Genomic DNA, 21,371 nt, shown 5'->3' with positions numbered 1-21,371 from the left:
GGCGGACTGGCCGTCAACGTCATCGAGTGCTGACTCAGGAGGTTCCCTCCCCTCCCGGCGATACATGGACCAGCATCGGTACATGTCCATGAAGAGAACGAACGTCTATGCGGACCCGGAGGACCTCGCCCACATCTAGGAGGCCGCTCGACGTCGCGGCGTACCGGAGGCGGAGATCATCCGAGAAGGCATCCATTTGGCCGCCATGGCGAACCGTGTGTGGGACGAACCGATCGACTGGCCCATGTTCGACAGCAGCGGCGAACCGGTGTCCACGGAGGATGTGAGGGCTGCGGTCGCCGAAGGAGCCGACGACACGTGATCGTCATCGCCGACACGTCGGGGATCATCGCCGCTTTCGACCACGGTTCCACCGACAGCACCGGCTGCCAGTCCGTGATGGAGGACGCAGGGACCGTCCTCATATCCCCGTTGGTCCTCGCCGAAGTCGACCACATGGCGAGGGCCCGCTTCGGCGGTTCCGCCCGTACCGAGATCATGGCCGTGATCACGGCCCAAGCCCGCAAGCTGCGGTTCCAGATCCCCGATGTCGGCATCGGCCTCCTCGAGACCGCTCAAGCCGTACAACGGCGTTACCGCAGTCTCGATCTGGACCTGGCCGATGCCGTCAACGTGGCTCTGGCAGCCGAGTACCGCACGGACGCCATCCTGACGCTCGACCGCCGAGACCTCCGCGCGGTCCTCCCTCTGTCCCCGCATAAGGCGTTCCGCGTGCTCCCCGACGACATGGGCACCCCGTAGGGACCATCCCCTCCGTACGGTGGTGCCACCTCCCCCATGGATCCGGGGACACGGTTCATGTACGTACGTCTCATCGTGCCCGTAGCGTCGTTCCCATGTCCACTGCGGTATCGGCGGCGCCGTCGCGCCCATCGGCCACGTCTCGGCGCATCCTCGGCATCGACGCGCTGAGGTCCTTCGCGCTCTTCGGGATCCTCGTCGTCAACATCGGCTACTTCGCCTCGGGATACACCTTCCACCAGGTCCAAGACCCCGCGTTCGCGTCCCTGGCCGACACGGCCGCGCACTGGTTCGTGACGGTGTTCTTCGAGATGAAGGGCTACCTGCTCTTCTCGTTCCTGTTCGGCTACAGCCTTACCCTGCAGATCGACTCCGCCGCCCGGTCGGGGGCCGACTTCCGGCCGCGCTTCCTGCGGCGGCTGGCCGCCCTGCTGGCCATCGGCGCCCTGCACGCGGTCCTGCTGTTCCAGGGCGACATCCTCACCGCCTACGCCCTGCTCGGCCTGCTCCTGCTCGCCGTGCACCGGATCCGCGCGCGCACCGCGCTCATCGCGGCCGGGGTGATCATCGCCCTGGTGACCGTGCAGTTCCTGGCCATGGCCGCCACCGGGGTGGCCGAGGTGGACACCGGCGCCGCGCTGGCCGCCGGTGCCCGGACGACGGAGGCGCTCGCGGGCGGCCCGCTCGACGTCGTCGCCGAGCACGTTCGGTCGCTGCCGCACATGGCGGTGGCGCTGGTGGGCATGCAGGGGCCGGTGGCCTTCGCCGCGTTCCTCACCGGCCTGGCCGCGGGCAAGCACCGGGTCCTCGCCGACCCGGCCGCGCACGACCGCGCGCTGCGCCTGACGCAGTGGGTCGGATTCCCCGTCGGGCTGGCCGGATCGCTGGTCCTGGCCGCGCTGGGCGGCACCGCGGACCCCGCCGGGGTGGCGGCGGCGGTGCTGACCGCCCCCTTCCTGGCCGCCGCCTACGCGGCGACCCTGCTCCGCTTCTTCGAGAGCGCCCCGGGAAGCCGGGTCGCGGCGGTTCTGGCCCCTGCCGGACGAATGGCGCTGACCAACTACCTGGCCCAGTCGCTGGTGGGCGTACTGCTGTTCACCGGCGTCGGCCTAGGGCTCGTCGGCCAGGTCCCGCCCGCCGCGGTGCTGCTCATCGCCCTGGGGATCTACCTGCTCCAGCTCGGTATCAGCGGCTGGTGGATGTCCCGGCACGTCTACGGCCCCGCCGAGTGGGTCCTGCGGTCCATCACCTACCTGGAGGTCCCGCGGTGGCGGACCCGCGGCGCCCACCGCCGCTGACCGCATCGGCCTGGGCGGCCCGGGCGGCCCGGTCGTGGAGGCCCCGGCCCGGTGGCGCCGAACGCGCGGGCGGCGGCCGGGGCCGTCAGCCGACCTGGCTCATGTCCATGTACATGAGCTCCCACAGGTGGCCGTCGGGGTCGAGGAAGGCGCTGCCGTACATCGGGCCGTCCGCGGTGGGCTCCCGGGTGACGGTGCCCCCGGCGGTGCGGGCGCGCTCGGTCAGGGTGTCGACCTCGGCGGCGCTCTCGGCGGACAGGGCGACGATCACCTCGCGGCTGCGGGAGGTGTCGGTCGCGGGCTCCTTGGTGAACTGTCCGAAGAACTCCGGCAGCAGGACCATCACGGAGATCTCGTCGCTGACCACCACGCAGGCGGCGTTGTCGTCGCTGAACTGCGGGTTGATCGTAAAACCCAGGTCGGTGAAGAACGTCTTGGACCGGTCGAGGTCGGCCACGGGCAGGTTCACGAAGACTTTCCGGTTCTCACTCATGCCCCGAAGCTAGCCGCGCCCGCTGACATTGTGCAGGGCGTGTGCCGACCCGAGGGGGAATCTTGCGCCGCGCGTGTCCGCGCCTTGGTACTCGCGCCGGATCAGCCGTCGGCGGGCCGGAACCCCAGGTCTTCGGCGACGAGGCGGTCCGGGCGGATCCGCGCCCACCGGGTCCCCGTCTCCCCGGGGCCGGTGAGGAGGTGGTCGCGGAAGCGCCCGTCCCAGGTCTCCACTCGGGGGCCGAGGTACCGGGTGAGCTTGCGCCGTGCCCGCTCGGCGTCGAAGGGCAGGAGCTCGGCGCGTCCCCGGGCGAGGACCTGCAGCACCTCGCCGGTCCCGAGGTCGCAGGAGTCCACCGCCAAGGCGACCGCGGGATCCTTGCGCAGGTGCGCGGGGAGCCGGGACCACGGACCGGTGAGGATCCAGAAGGCCCCGCCCTCCCAGAGGTACCAGACCGGGCGCACCGTCGGCCCCTGCGTGGCGAGGCGCGCGGTGAGCGGACGGGCGAGGAAGGCGTCCACGTCGAACGGGGCGCCGGAGCCGACGCCGGAGCCGGGAGCGGCGTTCATGGGCGCAATGCTGGCAGGACGCCCCGTGCGGGGTCCTGGGCCCTCGGGGCCGCCGGGACCAGACGTCCTCAGGCCCGGGCCGACTCGGGCTCGAAGCGCTCACGCAGCAGGCTCTCCCGCTCGTCGTCGCCCTTGAGGGGGCAGCCCGCGCAGGTGGAGTCCCCGAAGCGGTAGTAGAAGCAGCATCCGCCCTTGACCAGGAACGTGCGCTCCGGACGGTGGGAGGGGCGCCCGGACAGGGCGACCGTGAACGGGCGCTGGCGCGGCGCCACCCGGTCCCGGTCGCGGTTGAGCAGGCGCACCATGCGCGCGGCCCGGTCCCAGGCCGCGGCCTGGTCGGCGCCGACCTCCTCGGCCGCCGCGAGCAGCGCCGAGTGCGGGGCGTCGGCGATCACGGCCCACTGGGCCCGCGCCCCGAACCGGGTGGCGGCGCGGACGGCGTCCACGACCGGGTCGAGGACCGCGGCCGCTCCGGCCATGACCCATTCGTCCAGCGCGCGGTCGCCGGGGAGTTCGACGACGCCGGGGCGGCGCCCCATCGGGTCGCCGGGGAGGACACCGACGGTGCCCTGCCGGAACGCGGCCTCGACGATGCGCCCGTTCCCGTCGGGCCGCACCCATAGCCGCTCGGCGGCCGGTTCGGGGGCGCGCCCGGTGAGGTAGGCGGAGGCGGAGGCGAAGCAGAGCACCTGCCGCCCGACGTCGGTGGCCAGGAAGGAGGCCGCGGCGGTGCGGTGGCCCTCGCAGGAGCGGCGCATGAGCAGGTCGATGAGGCCGGGCACGTGCTCGGGAAGCCGGTCGCCGCGGATCCACCCCTCGCCGTCGGGCCCGGAGGCACTGGGAGCGACCAGTCGCACGCGGAAGTAGAGGGTGCGCTCGTTGACCCAGCGCACGACCCCGGCGAGCGGGTGGCAGCTCTTCATGGATCCCCCTTGGAGACGGCTCCGCCACGGAGAGGACCGGGACACGGCGGAACAGGGATGCCCGAGACACGGCGGACGACCGGATTGAAGGTAAGCCTAGCCTCATCTGAGTTCGACGGGAAACAGCGGGGCCCAGAATCCCCTCCCGCATGTCCCCCCACGAGCGAGCGACCGGCGAGCCCGCCCGTGCCCATAGATCGTCGATGGGAAGTGTGTGCCCCGGTCATTGGGCGGAGACCACCGGCAACGCGTGACCGGGGCACCGGCCAGCCGGTCGTGCCGGACCGCGGCGCAGAGCGCGCAGACCCTCCGGCACCCGGCCCACAGGCCCACAGGCCCCCGGCAGTGCAGCCGGCACGGCGCTCCATCCCGAGTCGCCGCTTAAACGCCCGGGTCTCCGCGCCCCGGTCCTCTGGCGCATCCGGCCCGCACACGCCGACCACAGGCGCCCCTGGCCGTGTCCGCAGCCGATGCGGAGTTCCCCATCAACGTTCCAGGCCCAGGAGGCCCACCGACGCCCCGGCAGGTACCCCGCCTACCGGCCCCGGCCAAGCGCCGGGCCGTCGGAATGCGAGCGATGGGGCGGCGACGGAGTGAGCAGAGCGGTTCCCCGGGCCCGCTCGCCGTCCGCCTGCCCCCTCGCGGTCCGGGAGGGCGGAACGGCAGGTGCCCCGCTCACCCCGTCGCCCCCTCTCCGGTGACCACGCACACGCCGGGCGGCCGACAGCGCCGCTGGTGGGGCCGCCGACCTTCTTCGTCGCTGCTGCTCATCCTTTGCGCTCCGACGGCCGGCCGTCCGGCCGGGGGCCGGGGCACGGGGCCATCCGGTCCGGCGTTCGGCACGGGCGCTTCTGCGTCGGCTCCGTGGGCGCGACCCCAGCGCCGCACCGGTCCATCCGCGCGTGCGGCTTCTACACCACCCGTGCGCGGTTGCGTTTGGGAGCCGCCATGGAGATCCGCACCACCGTCGGCAAGCGGTCCACCTCAAGGGCCCCTCTCAGGTCGGACAGGGACTCGCCGCGCACCCTGGACCACACCTCGGCCACGTCCGCGTCGTCGTCGACGACCACGTCCAGCCGCAGCCTCGGCGCGCGGTCCGACCCCAGCAGCCGCGCCCGCGCCCTGCGCACCCCCGCCAAGGCGCCGACGGCCTCCTCGACCGCCCCCTGGGCCGCGCCGGAGGCCAGCTCCGAACGCCCCGCCCCCTCCTCGGGCTCCACCAGCAGGCGCCGCACCCGGTCGATGCGCCCCTGCACGAACAGCCACCGCAGCGCCAGCAGGGCCACGACCACGGNNCCCCCCGGCGACGGCAGCCCCGCCGCCTCCGGCCCCGCGCCCACGGCCGACCCGGCGGCCCCGGTACCGAACGCCCCCAGACCGACCGCCAGCGCCCCGCCTCCGGCCGCCGCCAGCACCAGCCCCACCAGGGCCAGCCCCCAGCGGTTTCCGCGCGCCGTCCGGCGTGCTCTGCTCACCCAGCCCATGGCCCCCCTCACGCCTTCGCCGTCCGCACCCGCACCCGCACCTTGGGGCGGCGCAGCGGGGCCAGCTCGTCCAGCCGCCCCTCGACGGCCTCCTGCACCTCGTCGCGCAGGCCGGTCCGCTCCCGCAGCTCGGTGTCGACCCGCACCCGCACGGCGCGCCGCCGCACCGCCGTGTGCACCCCGCGCACCCCGGAGACCCCCCGCGCGGCCGCCGCCACCGCCCGGCGCAGCGCCGGGCGCGACAGCCCCACCACCAGGTCCGGGTCGTCGGTACGCAGCGCCGCCCACCGGGCGCGCCCGGGCAGCAGCGCCGACACCAGCAGCACCAGCCCGAGCAGGGCCGCTCCGCCCGCTGCGACCAGCACCGCCGTGTCGCTCCAGCGCATGCCCGCGGCCCGCTCCAGCGCGTCCCCGACCACCGGGACCCGCAACGGCACGCCCGCGATCGCGGAGACCGCGACGGCCCCCGCGAGCACCGCCGCCGCCAGCACCAGCACCGCCGCGATGAACGCGGGCCACGACCGCCTCGGCCGGAAGGCCCGGCGCGCGGTCCGGCGCGCGCGGCGCACGACGGCCGTGCCCGGCGCCCCGGTCACCTGTTCAACGGTCGTCATCGTCGCCTCCTCATCCGGATACGGACGCGTGTGTCGGCAGGGCCCAATCGCCTCCCCGCACCCCGCGCCGTGGTCCTCGCCGGCCTTCCGCGCAGGTCCGCTCGGTCCCTCGGAAGGGTGTGTCCGCCGCAGCGGTGTGTTCGTCACCGCCCGGTGGGGAGCCCGTCGGACGGTGTCCACGGCGGTGCGTCCCTCCCGCTGCGGTCGGCCCGCGTGGCGGTCACGCTCGCTGGAGTAGCGGAATCTCCGCTTGGCCGGGGCCTGTGCCCGGCCCGGTCGGCTCGTCGGCGCGGTCGGTGCGGCATTGATTCCGGACCCGGTCCGCTCCCCGAGCCCTGACCGACGCCGACGGCGCCCGCGGCCACGGAGAACGCCACCACTCCAGCGGGCGCCGTCCGCCGGGCGGATGGGCCCCGTGGTCCGGCCCGGCGCGTCCCTTGGGCGCCCCGGGGCCCCAGGTCTCCCCCGGGGCGCCGCACTCAGCCGCCGCGTGCCCGTCCCTGCCGGAGTTCGGTCACCTCGATGTCCACCTGCGGCACCGCCAGCCCGGTGAGCGCCGCCACCCGGGCCGCCACACGCTCGCGCACCGCCGCGCAGGTGCGGCGCAGCGGCGCCGGGTAGTCCACCACGAGTCCCAGCTTCAGCACCGCCGTCCCGCCGCGCACCCGCGCCTGGGCGCGCGCCGACCGCGTCCGGGGCACCTCCCGGGCCACCCGCGCGGCGATCTTCTCCACCACCGACGCGGGGATGTGCGTGCTCCCCCGCTCCTCGGCGGGGGGCGCGGCCGCGTGCCGCCCCCGCTCCGCCGCCCGCTGGCCCGGCACCGCCGGGGCTGTCACCGCCCCCGCGCCCACCGGGCCCGTACCCGCCGTCTCGGCCGCCATCGCCGCCTCCGCCGCCGTGCCGCTCATGTGCGCCGGGTGAACATCTCGGCCAGGTCGATCTCGCCCGCATAGGCCCGACCGGCCAGGAAGCCGAGCGCCCCCAGCACCAAGACCAGCAGGAACGCCCCGACCCCGCCGAAGGCCCCGGCGAGCGCGAGAACGGTCCCGAAGGCCAGTCCCACGATCGGCCACATACCGATCCCCTCCTCGTTCCGCTCCCGGGGCGGCTCCGCGCCCCGTCCGGCGCCCCCGTTCAGCGCCCCGGACCCGCGGGTCCGCCCGCGCCCGCGACGACGTCCTCGACCTCCACGTGGACCGCGCGTCCGGGCACCTCCGGGCGGACCGCTTCGCGCACCTCCGCCGCGATGTCGGGCACCGGGCGGCCGTACCGGACCACCACGCCCACCCGGACCTCGTCCGGGTGCAGCCAGACCCCCTTGACCCGCACACCGGCGCCGAGGGTCGCGGTGGTGCCGTACGACCCGGCGGACAGCTCCACCACGTCCGCCACCTCCAGCGCCCGCTCGGCGACCCGGCGCGCGGTCGCGACCGGGTCGCCGCCGGGCCACCGCTCCGCCGTCACCGCACCCTCGGCGCTTCTTCGCCGGAGTCGGCCGCCTCGTCGTCGGGCAGGTGGATGTCGTCCACGCTGATGTTCACCTCGGTGACCTCCAGCCCGGTCATCCGCTCCACCGCGCCGACCACGTTGCGGCGCACCGCGGAGGCCAGGTCCGGAATGGACACCCCGTAGTCGACGACCAGGTCGATGTCGACGGCCGCCTGTGTCTCGCCGACCTCGACCGACACCCCGCGCGAGGCCGACCCCGTGTCGGCGTCGCCGCCCGTGGAGGAGGCGATGCGGTCGCGCACCGCGCCGAAGGCCCGTGCGGCGCCCCCGCCCATGGCGTGCACGCCGCGCACCTCGCGCGCGGCCATACCCGCGATCTTGGCGACCACGTGGTCGGCGATCTCGGTCCGGCCCTGGCCGGTCACCAGGTCGCGGCCCTGCCCGCGCGCCTTGTCCGCCGCGCGTTGGTCGGTCCGTGCCTCCGGGACCTTCGAGTCGGCCCCCTCGCGGTTCTGCACCTCGGTCACTGCGATCCCCCCTGCTCCCCGGCCCATGCCCGGCGGCGCCCTCAGCGCCCTCAGCGCTTGAAGACGTCCTTGATCTTGTCGGCGGCCTCGCCGGCCTTCTCCTTGGCCTCCTCGGCGGCCTTCTCCGCCGACTCCTTCAGGCCCGCCTTGGCCTGCTCGGCCTTGCCCTCGGCCTCGGTCCCCGCGTCGCCGGTGGCCTTGCCGAGCCCCTCCTTGGCCTTGCCGACCGCGTCGTCCCACTTCTCTTCGGCGCCCATCGGTCCCCCTCCGGCCCGTCCCCGGCGCGCCCCCGGCCCCCTCGGTGCCGGTCCCCGGTACGCGCCGTTCGCGGGGCCCGAATGGAACCGTACTTATACACAGTGCGACATTGAAGAATCGCAACGTAATAAAAACCAAAACGACCGAAACCGGGGGTCACCGGTTCCGGTCGTCCAGGTCGCGCCGGAGGGCCGCCGGACGGGCGGCACGGCCGGGGGTCAGCGGAAGACCACGGTCTTCGACCCGTTCAGCAGCACCCGCCGCTGCGCGTGCCAGTTCACCGCGCGCGCCAGCGCCACCGACTCCAGGTCCCGCCCGAGCGCCGTCAGCTGCTCCGGGCTGTGCGTGTGGTCGACCCGGGCGACCTCCTGCTCGATGATGGGCCCCTCGTCGAGGTCGGCCGTGACGTAGTGCGCCGTCGCGCCGACCAGCTTCACCCCGCGCGCGTGCGCCTGGTGGTAGGGGCGCGCCCCCTTGAAGCTCGGCAGGAACGAGTGGTGGATGTTGATGATCCGGCCCGACATCTTGGTGCACAGCTCCTCGGAGAGCACCTGCATGTACCGCGCCAGCACCACCAGGTCGACGTCGTAGGCGTCGACCAGCTCCAGCACCCGGCGCTCCTGCTCGCCCTTGGTCTCCGGGGACACCGGCAGGTGGTGGAAGTCCACCCCGTAGGAGTCGGCGAGGAAGCCCAGGTCCGGGTGGTTGGAGACGACGGCGGCGATGTCGGCCTCCAGCAGCCCGCTGCGCCCCCGGTAGAGCAGGTCGTTCAGGCAGTGCCCGAACTTGGAGACCATCACCAGCATGCGCGGGCGGCGGGTGCGGTTCCACAGCCGCCACTCCACGGTGGGGTCGCCGCCGCCCGCGGGCGCGGGCAGCCCGGCGGCCATCCCCGCGAACGCCTCGCGCAGCCGGTCCTCCCCGATCGGCGCCGCGCCCTCCCCCTCCTCGGCCTCGAACTGGGTGCGCAGGAAGAAGCGCCCCGTGTAGGGGTCGCCGAACTGCTGGCTCTCGGTGATGGTGCACCCGTGCCCGGCGAGCAGGTTGGCCACGGCGGCGACGATGCCGCGGCCGTCGGGGCAGGACAGCGTCAGCACGAATTCACGGTCGTTCATGGTCCGGGCGCACTCCATCGGGGACGGGGATCCGCAGGTCGGCGGCGATCCTCCAGGGTATCCGGGGTGCGCGGGCGGCGGGGCCGCATCGCGGGGTCCGCGCCCACCGGCTCGGGCCACCGCGGCGCGCCGCGTCCGCGACCGGCGCCCCACGGGGCATATGTGAACCTCTTTCATGAAATGTGGCATGCTCCGGTCATGAGAAGCGCTCGCGAGACCTACGACGCGGCGACCGCGGGCCTGCAGCCCCCCTTCGCCGCCGTCGACCTGGACGCCTTCCGCGCCAACGCCGCCGACCTCGCCCGCCGCGCCGCGGGCACCCCGATCCGCCTGGCCAGCAAGTCCGTGCGGAGCCGCCCGCTGCTCCGCGAGGCCCTGGCGCTCCCCGGGTTCGCCGGGATCATGGCCTTCACCCTGCCCGAGGCCCTGTGGCTGGCCACCGGACCCGACGGCCCCGTCAGCGACGACATCCTGGTCGCCTACCCCACGGCCGACCGCACGGCGATCGCCGCGCTGGCCGCCGACCCCGGCGCCGCCGAGCGCATCACCCTGATGGTCGACTCCACCGCCCACCTCGACCTGATCGCCGACGCCGCCCCGGCCCCCGCCCGGCCCGTCCGGGTCTGCATCGACGTCGACACCAGCTGGCAGCCGCTCGGCCCGCGCATGCGCGTGGGCGCCCACCGCTCCCCGCTGCGCTCCCCCGCCCACGCGGCCGCGCTGGCCCGCGCCATCGTGCGCCGCCCCGGCCTGCGCCTGGAGGGGATCATGGCCTACGAGGCGCAGATCGCCGGGGTGGGCGACGCCCCGCCCGGCCGCCCGCTCTACGGGCGCACCCTGCGCTGGGTGCAGGCGCTGTCCCGGCGCGAGCTGGCCGCCCGCCGCGCCGCGATCGCCGAGGCGGTGCGCGCGGTCGCGCCGGTGCGCTTCGTCAACGGCGGCGGCACCGGCAGCCTGTCCACCACCGCCCGGGAGGAGGCGGTCACCGAGGTCGCCGCCGGGTCCGGGCTGTACCAGCCGCGCCTGTTCGACCACTACACCGGCGTGGACCGGCGCCCGGCGGCGCTGTTCGCGCTGCCGGTGGTGCGCCGCCCCGCCCCGGGCGCGGCCACCGCCCTGGGCGGCGGCTACCTGGCCTCGGNCGGGACCGGCTGCCACAGCCCTACCTGCCCGAGGGGCTCTCCTACAGCCCCACCGAGGGCGCCGGGGAGGTGCAGACCCCGCTCCTGGGCCCCGCCGCCGACGGGCTGGAGGTCGGCGACCGGGTGTGGATGCGGCACGCCAAGGCCGGGGAGATGTGCGAGCGCTTCGACGAGCTGCACCTGATCGAGGGCCTGGACGGGTCCGACCCCCGGGTGGTCGGCAGCGTGCCGACCTACCGCGGCGAGGGGCGGACGTTCCTGTAGGGCGTGTCGCCCGGATCATGGCCGTGGAAGGCACCGGCTGCGCCATGGCCATCGCAAGGCCGCTGTGTTTTCAGAAGCAGGGGGAGTCGGCCTGGGCGTGCCGTCGACCGTTGAGAACGCAGCGAGGGGCGTTCCTGGGCGTCGCGCAGCAGTTCATGATCCGATCGACACGCCCGAGCCGGGGCGTGTCGCCCGGGTCGGGCCCGTAGAGGGCACCGGGTGCGCCGTGCGGCCCGGGGAAGGGTCGGTCGGCACGCTGCCAGCCCGATGGGAACGAAGCGCGGGCCATGCCCGGGCGCCGCGGAGGAGGGCCTGGTCCGAGAGACCCGCCATAGGGCCGGCAGACGCCGCACAGGGCCCACGGACGCCGAACGCGGCGGGGAGGTACTCCCCGCCGCGTCCCGGTCCCACGGATGCGGTGTCGGCCGCGTGCCGACCGCCGCGGGCTCAGCCCCCGCGGCGCTTGCGGCGCACCAGCGCCACCACGCCGACCACGACCGCCGCGCCGATGCCCACGCCCAGGATGAGCGCCTCCGGGGGGAGCTGCCCGCGCGTGGTGTAGGTGGAGACCACCTCGTCCTCGCCCTTGAGCCGGATGCTGCCTTCGGGCGGCTCCTCGGTCCGGCTGTCCAGGCGCACCGCGCCGCCGGACACCACCGCCCGCGCCTCGTCGGCCAGGCGCCCCCCGGCCTCGCGCAGGCGCTCGGCGCCGCGCCGCGCCACGTTGGCGGGCCTGGCCCGGTCCGCGATCTCGTCCATCGCCGAGGCGAGCCTGCGCTGCACCTGCTCGATCTCGGCCTGGACCCCGGCCGGGTCCCGGCGCGCCCCCGCGGGGTCGCGTGCCTCCATACCGTGCTTCCTTCCGCTGCCGCAGGGCCTGTCCGAGCTACCGCGGGGTCGGCTGGGAGGACTCCGCGACCGTGTCGGCCGCCGACCCCTCCCCGGGCGTCCGCGTGAATCCCAGGGCGCCCTCGATGCCGTCCACGACGCGGAAGTAGTCCCGCGTGGACAACCACAGTTTATAGATGATGGCGATCTCGAACGCGAGGAGCAAAACGCCCGCCACCGCCGTGATCCCGACGATCGAGGCGGGCACCAGCGCCCCCGCCAGCGGGGCCAGCACGAACACCGCCATCTGGAACTCGATCCCGCTCACCAGGTGGGTGCGCACCCTCCGCGCCTTCAGAGCGTCCCAGATCCGCTGGTACCAGGGGAACCGGGAACGGAACTCGTGGTGCAGGTCCACCGGGGGGAGCGGGCGGATCACGTGCAGGTCGGGGTGCTTGCCCGCGACCTTGTCCTGGCGCGACTCCTTCTCGTGGTGCGTGCGCAGCAGCTCCTCCAGCACCGAGATGCCGTGCCGCAGCACCGCCTGCTCACCCTGGTCGCTCATGGGCGCCCCGCCGCGCCCGGAGCCGCCGGAGGCCCCGTCGTCGAGCATGGACAGCTCGGCGCGGGCCCGCTCCAGCACCCCGGCGATGCGCGAGCGCATCTCCCGCCGCATCTTGTACACCTGCAGCGTGTCCAGGTAGCGCAGCATGTCGGTGAAGACCACCGCCAGCGCCATCCAGACGAACACCACCTCGCCGGTGGCCACGTACTGGCCGCCCATCAGCGCGATGGCGCACACCAGCACCCGGAACCGGTCGAAGGCGTAGTCCATCCAGGAGCCGAACAGCGTCTCGGAGTCGGTCAGCCGCGCCAGCTTGCCGTCCATGCAGTCCAGCAGGAAGCACAGGTAGTACAGCACCGCCCCGGCGGCCAGCAGCGCCGGGCTGCCGATCGCGAAGAGCGCCGCGGCCCCCAGCCCCAGGAACAGCGCGCCGACGGTGAGCTGGTCCGGGGTGACGCGGGTGCGGTTGCCCAGCACCCGCACCAGGCGCACCGCCAGCGGATCGACGAACGCCACCGTCCACCACGAGTCCCGCGTGCGGCAGGTGCGCTCACGCACGTCGTCCAAGGTGTATTCGGCCATCGTCGGTGTACTCCCGAACGGTTGGGTGGTCCCGGTGGGGGTGCGTGTGACGGACGAGTCTACGCATGCCGAGCGCCGCGACAAGATGCGGACCGGTCCAGGATTCGCCCGATCCTACGCGATCCCGGCCTGCCGGGCGCACCCCCCGCACCCGTCCGGCCCCCGGCGGCGACCCCCTCTACCCTGGGAGGAGCCCACAGGAGCGAGAGGATTCCGAGGACCGCCGTGACCGACGCGAACACCCGCCTGCAGCCGGGCGACACCGCCCCCGACTTCACCCTGCCCGACGCCGACGGCGAGGAGGTGCGGCTGAGCGAGGTGCTGGCCTCCACCGGCAAGCGGGTGGTGCTGTACTTCTACCCGGCCGCGATGACCCCCGGCTGCACCACCGAGGCCTGCGACTTCCGCGACAACCTGCGCGACTTCGACGGGGCGGGCCTGACGGTGCTGGGCATCTCCCCCGACGCCCCCGAGAGGCTGGCCCGGTTCCGCGAGAAGGAGGCCCTGACCTTCCCGCTGCTCGGCGACCCGGACAAGGGCGTGCTGAAGGCCTACGGCGCCTTCGGTGAGAAGAAGAACTACGGCCGGGTGGTGCAGGGCGTCATCCGCTCGACCTTCGTCATCGGCACCGACGGCACGGTGGAGAAGGCCTTCTACAACGTGAAGGCCACCGGCCACGTGGCCCGCATCAGGCGCGAACTCGGCCTGTAGGGCGGATTCCGGCCCCGCCGCCGGTGAACTTGCGGCGGGTCGGCGGGTGCTGCCATTCTCGGACGTACGCTTCCGGGACACGCACCGCCCTCCCGCCGCGCCACCCGCGGCACGGGGCCGGAGCGGGGCGCGTGAGCGCTGGGGCCGTAGCCCAACCGGCTAGGAGGCAATGCGTTTAGGTCGCATACAGTGCGGGTTCGAATCCCGCCGGCCCTACCGCGGACACGGAACGGGGCGCAGGCCGGTGCCTGCGCCCCGTTCCCCGTCTCCGGGTCCTCCGTCTCCGGACGGGCGACGGCTCCGGAGGGCTGCGCACCGGCCGCGCGCCCGTATCCCGGCGCTCCCGGCCTTCGGCACCGGGACGGGCCCCGCGGTCAGCGGAACAGCAGCGCCCACAGCACTACCGCGAGCAGCGCCAGCACCCCGGCGGCCACCGCCGCCGCCTTCGGCAGCCGGCTGCCACTGCGGTGCTTGCCCGAACTGGTCAGCCCCAGGGTGTCGGTGGACTCGCGGATCGACGTGAGCAGGTGCCCGACCGCCTCGGGGCGGTGCCGCTGCAACCGCTCGTGCAGGTGCGAGACGGACTCCGACACCGACTCCTGCAGGGAGCTGCGCAGCACGTGCGCGCCCTGCCGGAAGTGGTCGCGGGCCGACTCCGAGGCCGCGCCGTCGTCGGCCTCGCCGTCGTCCGCCCCGCCCTCGGCGTCCTCGCCGTCCGAGGCGGGCTGGGCCCCGCTGTCCCCGACCGGCTCGGCCTGGTGCGGAACCACCGCCTCGGCGCCGGTCTGGGCCGCCGAGCGGGCCGCCGTCTCCGGGCTGGTCTCCGGCGCCCAGGGCGCCAGGGCGGCGATGCGCAGCATCTTGGTGGCGCTCGCGGCGGTGAGCCGGTCGGCGGGCTGCACCCGCAGCAGCCCGGCCAGCACCGGGGCCAGCGGCCCGGCGTGCTCGGCCTCCGGCGGCTCCTCCAGCTCCACGCCCTTGAGGATGCGGATGTAGCCCTTGCGGTCGTAGGGCGGGTGGCCCTCAACCGCGGTGTACAGCGTCGCGCCCAGCGACCACAGGTCCGACTCGGGCCCGACCGGCCCGGCCTTGGCCCGCTCCGGCGGGATGTAGGAGGGCGAGCCGACGATCCGCCCCGAGGTGGTCAGCGCCGACTCTCCGGCCCAGGCGGCCAGCCCGAAGTCGGTGAGCACGACCCGGCCGCCCTCGCTGATCATCACGTTGTCCGGCTTGACGTCGCGGTGCACGATGCCCTCGTCGTGGGCGGCCATGAGGGCGTCGATGAGCTGCAGCCCGATCTCGGCGACCCGCTGGTAGGGCAGCGGCCCCGCCATCTGGACGATCTCGGTGAGGGTGGAGGCGACCACCAGCTCCATGACGATCCACGGGCGGTCGTCCTCGTCGACCACGTCCAGCACGGTCACCACGCCGGGGTGGCTCAGCCGGGCCGCCACCCGCGCCTCGCGGGTGGTGCGGCGCAGCAGCGACTCGCGCTCCTCCTCGGTGAGGTCGGTGGCCAGCCGCAGCTCCTTGACGGCGACCTCGCGGCCGAGCACCTCGTCGGTGGCGCGCCAGACCGTGCCGACCCCGCCGCGGGCGATCTCCTCGTGCAGCCGGTAGCGCCCCTTGAGCACGCGCTCCTCGGGGGCCGCCTCCAGCGTTCCCGAACGCGACGGCTCGCGCGGCCGCTCCGGCCGCTCTGCTTCTGGGTTCTCGATGGAGGACACGGTCACTCAGCGGGTCTGGTCGAGGGCCATGGCGGCCTCCTGCGGGCACGTGCGGTCGCGGTCGCTGCGATTCCTGCTCGGATCACTCGTTATATCAGCTCATGGGCGCTTCCGAGCGGGCGGATGCGGGATCACAGCCACTTAGGTCCACTTCTGTTATGTCCGGCCGATCCCGTCCCATGCGGGCGCATACCGTGACATGGCTCTCCGCCCCCGTCCGCCCGCGCGCGGGGCGCGGGCGGACGGGAACGCGGAACCGGCGGCCGCCTCGGCGGCGACCGCCACACGGGGTCCGATGCACGGCGGAGCCGATCGGTTCCGCCTCGCCCCCGGTCAGTTCCAGAGGTTCTCCGGGTCGCGCACGTCGACCTCGCCGAATCCCGCCTCGCCCAGCGGGTCCTTGAGCCGCGACGCGTCGCCGACCACGATCAGCGCCATCTCGGCCGGGTCCAGGTATTCGCGGGCGGCCGTGTCCAGGTCGGCGGCGGTCAGCGCCTCGAACCCGGCGCGCAGCCGGTCCACGTGGTCCTCGGGCAGGTCGTGCACGACCATCTCGACCAGCGCGTGCGCCATGCTGCGGGCGTTGGAGTAGGTCACCGGCAGGCCGACGGTGTTGGACTGGCGCACCGCCTCCAGCTCCTCGGCGGTCACGCCGCCCTCCTGCAGGCGGCGGATCTGCTCCAGGCAGGCGGTGACCGACGGGGCGGTGGTGGGGGTGTCCACCTGGGTGCTGATGAGGAACACCCCGCTGTCCCGGCGCAGGTCGAACCGGCTGCCCACGCCGTAGGTGTAGCCCAGGCGCTCGCGCAGCTCCAGGTTGAGCCGGGAGGTGAACATGCCGCCCAGCACCTCGCTCATGCCGTCGGCGCGCGGCAGGTCGATCGCCGAGCGGGACGGGGCGCGCTGGGCGAGCACGATCGCCGACTGCACCGACTCGGGCCGGTCCACCAGCAGCACCCGCGGCAGGTCGTGCGGGGCGGTCCCGGGCGCGCTCTCGGCGGGGCGGCGCGCGGGCTCGGCGCCGCCGAAGACGGTGCGGCCCATCTCCTCCAGGTCGACGCCGTCCAGGTCGCCCACGACCACGAGGGTCCCGGCCGCGGCGGCCACCGTGGAGCGGTGGAAGTCGCGCACCATGTCGGGGGTGACGTCCTGCAGCGCGACCGGGGCGCCGCTGAGCGGGGTGGCGTAGCGGCCGCTGAACAGCTGGCCGCCGATGGCGCGCATGGCCAGGCGGGAGGGGCGGGAGGCCTCCAGCCAGAAGCCCTCCAGCACCTGCTCGCGGCGGCGGACCACGTCCTCGTCGCGCAGCGCGGGGGTGCGCACCGCCTCGGCGAACAGCCGGGTGGCGTCGCCGATGCGGGTGGTGGGCGCGTCCACCCCGGCGACGAAGCTGTCCCAGGTGGCGTAGCAGACCCAGTCCGCGCCGTGCTGCTCCAGCTCGGGCGCGAGCGAGTTGTCGCCGTGGACGCCGTCCTCCAGCGCCTCCCCGGTGAGCATGGTGACGCCGCGGCGGTCGGCGGCCTCGTAGGCGCCGCCGTTGGGCAGCACGAGGCGGATGGAGGCGTACTTCTGGCCGGGCACGTTCAGGGCGACGATCTCGCCGCCGCCGACGCGCAGGCGCCGGTGGCGGGGGAAGGTATAGGGCCGGGGGTCGCCGAGGTCCGGGCGGGGCTGCAGCAGGCTCACGTCGTCTCTCTCTTCGACTGGTCGGTTCGTCGGCGCGGTGGGCGCGGTCGGCGGGCGCGGCGCGGGGGCGGTGTCAGGCCTCCGCGGCCGCGGGCGCCTCCTCGGGGTCGAACCGGACGGTGAGCCGGTTCTCGGCGGTGAGCAGCCGCCCGGCGGCCTCGGCCACCTCGCGGGGGCCGATGTCCGCCCAGCGCTCGGGCCAGGTGTAGGCCAGGTTCGGGTCGCCGAAGAGCTGCGTGCAGCTGCCCAGCTCGTCGGCGAGGCCGGACGGGGTGGACACGGCCTGCAGGTGGTCGCGCTCCAGGATGGCGCGGGCCCGGTCGAGCTCGGACTCGTCCACGCCGGCGGCCAGCTTCTCGACCTCCTCCAGCATGGCGGCCTCCAGGGCGTCGCCCTCCACGCCCTCGCGGGCGATCATGTTGACCAGCATCAGGCTGGGGGTGTAGCGGAACGGCAGCAGGTCGGCGGCGTCGCCGGGGGCGGCCAGCTCGCGCTCGATGACCAGCCGCCGGTAGAGCCGGCTGCCCTGCCCCTGGCCGAGCACGGCCGAGGCCAGGTGCATGGCGTCGAACTCGCGCTCGCCGTAGGGGGCGACCCGGTAGCCCAGGAACACCCCGGCGGCCGGGACGCCCTCGGTGACCGACTCGCGCACCGGCCCGCCGATGGGGCCGGAGAGCGCGGCGTCGGGCGCCTGCGGGACCTGCTCGCGGACGGGGATGGAGCCGAAGTAGCGCTCGGCCCGCTCGCGCACGTCCTCGGGGTCCAGGTCGCTGACGACGGTGAGCACGAGGTTGTCCGGCCCGTAGTGGAGCCGGTGGAAGGACAGCACGTACTCCAGGTCGGCGGCGTCCAGGTCGGCCATGGAGCCGATGGTCGGGTGGTGGTAGGGGTGGCCCTCCGGGTAGCCCAGGCGCAGGATGCGCTCCAGGGCGGTGCCGTAGGGGGCGTTGTCATAGCGCTGGCGCCGCTCGTTCTTGACCACGTCGCGCTGGTTGTCCAGCACCTCCTGGGTCATGCCGTCGCGCAGTGTCGCCAGGCGGTCGGCCTCCAGCCACAGGGCCAGGTCGAGGGCGTGCTCGGGCACGGTCTCGAAGTAGTTGGTGCGGTCGGTGGAGGTGGAGGCGTTCATCTCGCCCCCGAGCCGCTCGACGGCGTCGAAGTGCTCGCCCTTGGCGACGTTGCGGCTGCCCTGGAACATCAGGTGCTCGAAGAGGTGGGCGAAGCCCGTCTTGCCGGGCACCTCGTGGCGCGAGCCGACGCCGTACCACAGGTTGACCGCGGCCACCTGCCCGGTCGCCGCGGGGGCGGTGACCAGCCTGAGCCCGTTGTCGAGTGTGTACTGACCGACCTGTCCCGCAGCGTTGGTGGTCACGTGTGTCTGCACCCCTCGTTCGCGCCTCGTTCGTCGTCGTTCTCCCGCAACGAAGCCTATGCGTTCGGGGCTGCGCGTGCGCACGCCACTCCGGGGCGCGCGCACGCGTCCGGGCGGCTCAGCCGCGGCGCCGCAGCACCCGCAACGACCCCTGGACCGCGACCTCGGTGAAGTCCCCCGAGTCCAGGGCGCGGCGGTAGACGTTGTAGGGCGGGCGGCCGCCGTCGGCGGGGTCGGGGAAGACGTCGTGGATGGCCAGGGCGCCGCCGGGGGCCACGTGCGGACTCCACCCGGCGTAGTCGGCCTGGGCGGCCTCCTCGGTGTGGCCGCCGTCGATGAACAGCAGCCCCAGGGGGCGCCCCCACAGCCGGGCGACGTCGGCCGAGCGGCCGAGCACCGCCACGACGGTGTCCTCCACCCCTGCGGCGGCCATGGTGCCGCGGAACGCGCCGACGGTGTCGATGCGGCCGGTGCGCGGGTCGACCAGGGAGGGGTCGTGGTACTCCCAGCCCTCCTGGTGCTCCTCGGAGCCGTGGTGGTGGTCGACGGTGACGACGGTGCCGCCGCAGGTGCGGGCGGCCGCGGCCAGGTAGACGGTGGACTTGCCGCAGTAGGTGCCGACCTCCAGCACCGGCCCGAGGGGCGCGTAGGCGCACGCGGCCTCGTACAGCGCCAGCCCTTCCTCCTTCGGCATGAAGCCCTTGGCGGCCTCGGCGGCGGCGAGCAGGTCGGCGGGCATGGCGGGGGCGGGCGTGGTCATGGGGCCGTCTTTCGTGGTCGGTTCGGGAGGGCGGTGCGGAAGAGGGGCGGGGGCGCGGCTCAGGTCGCGAAGGCGCCGACGAGCCGGGCGGCCGCGTCGTCGAGCACCTCGTCGCGCTTGCAGAAGGCGAACCGGACCAGGTGGCGCCCCTCCTCCACGCGGTCGTAGAGGACCTGGGCGGGCACGCAGGCCACCCCGGCGGTGCGCGGCAGGGTGCGGGCCAGCTCCAGCCCGTCCTCGAATCCCAGCGGGCGCACGTCGGCCATGACGAAGTAGGTGCCCTGCGGGCGCAGCACCCCGAACCCGGCCCGCTCCAGTCCGTCGGAGAGGCGGTCGCGCTTGGCCTGCAGGGCCTCGCGCTGGCCGCGCACCCATTCCCGCTCGCCGGTGACGGCCTCGGCGACGGCGAGCTGGAGCGCCCCGTTGGCGGTGAAGGTGAGGAACTGGTTGACGGTCTGCACCGCGCGCACGAGCGGCGCCGGGGCCATCACCCACCCGGTCTTCCACGCGGTGACCGAGAAGGTCTTGCCGACCGAGGACACCGAGACGGTGCGCTCGCGCATGCCGGGCAGGGCGGCCAGCGGCACGTGCTCGGCGCCGTCGAACAGCAGGTGCTCGTAGACCTCGTCGGTGAGGGCGATGAGGTCGTGCTCGCGGCAGACGGCGGCGATCTCCTCCAGCTCGGCGCGGGTGAACACGGTGCCGGTGGGGTTGTGCGGGGAGTTGACGACGACCATGCGGGTGCGTGGGCCCACGGCGGCGCGCAGCTCGGCCGGGTCGAAGGTGAAGCGGCCGTCGGGGCCGGGGCGCAGCGGGACGGTGCGCCGCACGCCCCCGGCCAGGGAGACCACGGCGGCGTAGGAGTCGTACATCGGCTCGAAGAGCACGACCTCGTCGCCGGGCTCGACCGTGGCCAGCACCGAGGCGGCGATCCCCGCGGTGGCGCCGACGGTGATGTAGACCTCGCCGTCGGGGTCGTACTCCAGGCCGAAGCGTTCGGCCCGGTCGGCGGCCACGGCGGCGCGCAGCTCGGGCCGGCCGGGGCCGGGCGGGTACTGGTTGACGCCGTCGCGGATGCGGCCCGCGGCGGCCTCGATCAGCGACCGGGGCCCATCGGTGTCCGGGAAGCCCTGCCCGAGGTTGATCGCTCCGGTCGCGGCGGCCAGGCGGCTCATCTCGGCGAACACGGTCTCGCCGTAGGCGCGCATGCGTTCTACAAGGGGTTCGTCCACAGGGGCAGCATAAACGTGCGCCCTCCGGACGCGGTGGGCCGCCGGGCCCGCCGGTCCTATCCGGCGACCTCCCGGCCGGCCGCGCGCCGACGGCGCCCGGGCCGGTGGTCGGCGCGCGACTCGACCAGAGCGTCGGCCAGGCACAGGCGGTCCTCGGCGCTGATCTGGTCCACGAACCGGCGGATGGTGGCGCGCGGGTCGCCGCACCCGCTGAACACCTCGCCCATGACCCGGGCGGAGTATTCGGCGCGGGTCTCGGACGGGTGGTAGAGCCAGGCGCGGCCGGACTTCTCCCGCTGCAGCAGGCCTTTGTGGAACAGGATGGTGGTCACGGTCATCACGGTCGTGTAGGCGACGTCGCGGCCGTAATGCATACGGGTGCGGATCTCCCGCACCGGGAGTGGGCCGTCGGCGCTCCAGAGCGCGTCCATGATCGCCGCTTCGAGCTCCCCGAACTCCTTCACTGCACGGACCTCCCTGAGGATTCGTTCCGCCATGCTAAGAGCGGGCCTTTGCCCGCCGCCGGGGATTCGCCGAGAACGCACCGATCCGCACGCCCTGGGCGTGTTCGGCGGGGGATTTCGTCGATGCACCCGGGGCGCGGTGCACGGAGCGGGCGCGCACGCCGCCCCCGCCCGATCGGTCCGCAGTGGCCCGCGCCACAATGGAGGCCCCGGGGGCGGACCGACCGGCGGAGGAGGACCGCGTGGAGGAACGACGCCGCGACCGCAGGGCCCAGATCGCCATGACCGCCGATGAGCGGGCGGCGTTCCTCGCCGCCAACCGCAAGGTCCAGGTGGCGACCGTGGGGCCGGACGGCGCCCCGCACCTGTCGACGCTGTTCTACGCGCTGGTCGGCGGCCGCCTGGCGTTCTGGACCTACGCCGCCTCCCAGAAGGCGGTGAACCTGCGCCGCGACCCGCGCATGACCTGCCTGGTCGAGGACGGCGAGGGGTACGGGGAGCTGCGCGGGCTGATGCTGCGGGGAACCGCGGAGACGACCGGCG

General features: G+C 74.5%; 22 protein-coding genes, 1 tRNA gene and 1 pseudogene. 6 read left to right on the top strand and 18 right to left on the bottom strand.

What is annotated here, in order from left to right; genetic code table 11:
* The first annotated feature begins 318 nt into the window (after positions 1 to 318).
* On the top strand, positions 319 to 762 hold the full coding sequence (locus tag D476_RS0127010) for a type II toxin-antitoxin system VapC family toxin (protein ID WP_017627018.1): 444 nt from the start codon (positions 319 to 321) through the stop codon (positions 760 to 762).
* A gap of 95 nt (positions 763 to 857) precedes the next feature.
* Positions 858 to 2,060 carry a DUF418 domain-containing protein gene (locus tag D476_RS0127005; RefSeq protein ID WP_017627017.1) on the top strand — a complete coding sequence of 401 codons (1,203 nt, stop codon included), beginning with the start codon at positions 858 to 860 and terminating at the stop codon, positions 2,058 to 2,060.
* Between the two features lie 85 nt (positions 2,061 to 2,145).
* Here the strand turns inward: D476_RS0127005 and D476_RS0127000 are convergent, their stop codons facing one another.
* The 10 genes from D476_RS0127000 to purU form a co-directional block, all read right to left on the bottom strand.
* Positions 2,146 to 2,553, bottom strand: coding sequence for a VOC family protein (locus D476_RS0127000; protein ID WP_239648838.1), 408 nt, complete (start codon positions 2,551 to 2,553; stop codon positions 2,146 to 2,148).
* A gap of 101 nt (positions 2,554 to 2,654) precedes the next feature.
* A complete protein-coding gene (locus tag D476_RS0126995; protein WP_017627015.1) occupies positions 2,655 to 3,122 on the bottom strand; it encodes a pyridoxamine 5'-phosphate oxidase family protein in 468 nt (155 codons plus the stop codon).
* Between the two features lie 68 nt (positions 3,123 to 3,190).
* Positions 3,191 to 4,045 carry a hypothetical protein gene (locus D476_RS0126990; protein WP_017627014.1) on the bottom strand — a complete coding sequence of 285 codons (855 nt, stop codon included), beginning with the start codon at positions 4,043 to 4,045 and terminating at the stop codon, positions 3,191 to 3,193.
* 1,492 nt (positions 4,046 to 5,537) lie between these two features.
* Positions 5,538 to 6,143: a DUF6286 domain-containing protein gene (locus tag D476_RS0126980; RefSeq protein ID WP_017627012.1), complete on the bottom strand. Its 606-nt coding sequence runs from the start codon at positions 6,141 to 6,143 to the stop codon at positions 5,538 to 5,540.
* Positions 6,144 to 6,622: 479 nt separating this feature from the next.
* Positions 6,623 to 7,054 (bottom strand): Asp23/Gls24 family envelope stress response protein, encoded by a 432-nt coding sequence (locus tag D476_RS0126975; RefSeq protein ID WP_017627011.1) that lies wholly within the window; start codon positions 7,052 to 7,054, stop codon positions 6,623 to 6,625.
* Entirely contained in the window at positions 7,051 to 7,221 is a 171-nt protein-coding gene (locus tag D476_RS38315; protein WP_017627010.1) for a hypothetical protein, read from the bottom strand. The genes D476_RS0126975 and D476_RS38315 overlap by 4 nt, the downstream gene beginning before the upstream one ends.
* 59 nt (positions 7,222 to 7,280) lie before the next feature.
* Positions 7,281 to 7,610: a hypothetical protein gene (locus D476_RS0126965; RefSeq protein WP_017627009.1), complete on the bottom strand. Its 330-nt coding sequence runs from the start codon at positions 7,608 to 7,610 to the stop codon at positions 7,281 to 7,283.
* Positions 7,607 to 8,122 (bottom strand): Asp23/Gls24 family envelope stress response protein, encoded by a 516-nt coding sequence (locus tag D476_RS0126960; RefSeq protein WP_017627008.1) that lies wholly within the window; start codon positions 8,120 to 8,122, stop codon positions 7,607 to 7,609. Before D476_RS0126960 ends, D476_RS0126965 begins: the two co-directional genes overlap by 4 nt.
* A 50-nt stretch (positions 8,123 to 8,172) precedes the next feature.
* Entirely contained in the window at positions 8,173 to 8,379 is a 207-nt protein-coding gene (locus D476_RS0126955) for a CsbD family protein (RefSeq protein ID WP_017627007.1), read from the bottom strand.
* A 219-nt stretch (positions 8,380 to 8,598) separates the two neighbouring features.
* Positions 8,599 to 9,495: a formyltetrahydrofolate deformylase gene (purU, locus tag D476_RS0126950; protein ID WP_026123897.1), complete on the bottom strand. Its 897-nt coding sequence runs from the start codon at positions 9,493 to 9,495 to the stop codon at positions 8,599 to 8,601.
* A 198-nt stretch (positions 9,496 to 9,693) separates the two neighbouring features.
* Here purU and D476_RS34730 point away from each other — a divergent pair.
* A pseudogene (locus D476_RS34730) lies at positions 9,694 to 10,901 on the top strand (alanine racemase).
* A 447-nt stretch (positions 10,902 to 11,348) separates the two neighbouring features.
* Here D476_RS34730 and D476_RS0126940 read toward each other — a convergent pair.
* Positions 11,349 to 11,750 (bottom strand): DUF3618 domain-containing protein, encoded by a 402-nt coding sequence (locus tag D476_RS0126940; protein WP_017627004.1) that lies wholly within the window; start codon positions 11,748 to 11,750, stop codon positions 11,349 to 11,351.
* A 37-nt stretch (positions 11,751 to 11,787) separates the two neighbouring features.
* The gene (locus tag D476_RS0126935) at positions 11,788 to 12,876 is read right to left on the bottom strand and encodes a CDP-alcohol phosphatidyltransferase family protein (RefSeq protein ID WP_017627003.1); all 1,089 of its coding nucleotides are present in this window, start codon (positions 12,874 to 12,876) and stop codon (positions 11,788 to 11,790) included.
* Between the two features lie 225 nt (positions 12,877 to 13,101).
* On the opposite strand from D476_RS0126935, the gene bcp reads away from it, so the two are divergent.
* Positions 13,102 to 13,587 (top strand): thioredoxin-dependent thiol peroxidase, encoded by a 486-nt coding sequence (gene bcp / locus D476_RS0126930; protein ID WP_017627002.1) that lies wholly within the window; start codon positions 13,102 to 13,104, stop codon positions 13,585 to 13,587.
* 140 nt (positions 13,588 to 13,727) lie between these two features.
* Positions 13,728 to 13,803, top strand: a tRNA-Leu gene (locus tag D476_RS0126925).
* 158 nt (positions 13,804 to 13,961) lie between these two features.
* On the opposite strand, the gene D476_RS0126920 is transcribed toward D476_RS0126925, so the two are convergent.
* The 6 genes from D476_RS0126920 to D476_RS0126895 form a co-directional block, all read right to left on the bottom strand.
* Positions 13,962 to 15,320, bottom strand: a complete 1,359-nt coding sequence (locus D476_RS0126920) for a serine/threonine-protein kinase (RefSeq protein WP_239648837.1) — start codon at positions 15,318 to 15,320, stop codon at positions 13,962 to 13,964.
* 327 nt (positions 15,321 to 15,647) lie between these two features.
* Positions 15,648 to 17,000, bottom strand: coding sequence for a M16 family metallopeptidase (locus D476_RS0126915; protein ID WP_017627001.1), 1,353 nt, complete (start codon positions 16,998 to 17,000; stop codon positions 15,648 to 15,650).
* A 73-nt stretch (positions 17,001 to 17,073) separates the two neighbouring features.
* The gene (locus tag D476_RS0126910; protein WP_017627000.1) at positions 17,074 to 18,372 is read right to left on the bottom strand and encodes a M16 family metallopeptidase; all 1,299 of its coding nucleotides are present in this window, start codon (positions 18,370 to 18,372) and stop codon (positions 17,074 to 17,076) included.
* A 118-nt stretch (positions 18,373 to 18,490) separates the two neighbouring features.
* Entirely contained in the window at positions 18,491 to 19,132 is a 642-nt protein-coding gene (locus D476_RS0126905) for a class I SAM-dependent methyltransferase (protein ID WP_017626999.1), read from the bottom strand.
* A gap of 59 nt (positions 19,133 to 19,191) precedes the next feature.
* Complete coding sequence (locus D476_RS0126900; RefSeq protein WP_083939659.1) at positions 19,192 to 20,364, bottom strand: pyridoxal phosphate-dependent aminotransferase; 1,173 nt, start codon at positions 20,362 to 20,364, stop codon at positions 19,192 to 19,194.
* Positions 20,365 to 20,420: 56 nt separating this feature from the next.
* Positions 20,421 to 20,828, bottom strand: a complete 408-nt coding sequence (locus tag D476_RS0126895) for a BlaI/MecI/CopY family transcriptional regulator (protein WP_017626997.1) — start codon at positions 20,826 to 20,828, stop codon at positions 20,421 to 20,423.
* 281 nt (positions 20,829 to 21,109) lie between these two features.
* On the opposite strand from D476_RS0126895, the gene D476_RS0126890 reads away from it, so the two are divergent.
* Positions 21,110 to 21,371 (top strand): pyridoxamine 5'-phosphate oxidase family protein (locus D476_RS0126890; protein WP_040727499.1); only part of this gene is annotated, 262 nt, incomplete at its 3' end.

Source organism: Nocardiopsis chromatogenes YIM 90109 (genome assembly GCF_000341185.1).
In the GTDB taxonomy this organism is placed as follows: Bacteria; Actinomycetota; Actinomycetes; order Streptosporangiales; family Streptosporangiaceae; genus Nocardiopsis_A; species Nocardiopsis_A chromatogenes.
This window is presented reverse-complemented; position numbering and strand designations above follow the sequence as displayed.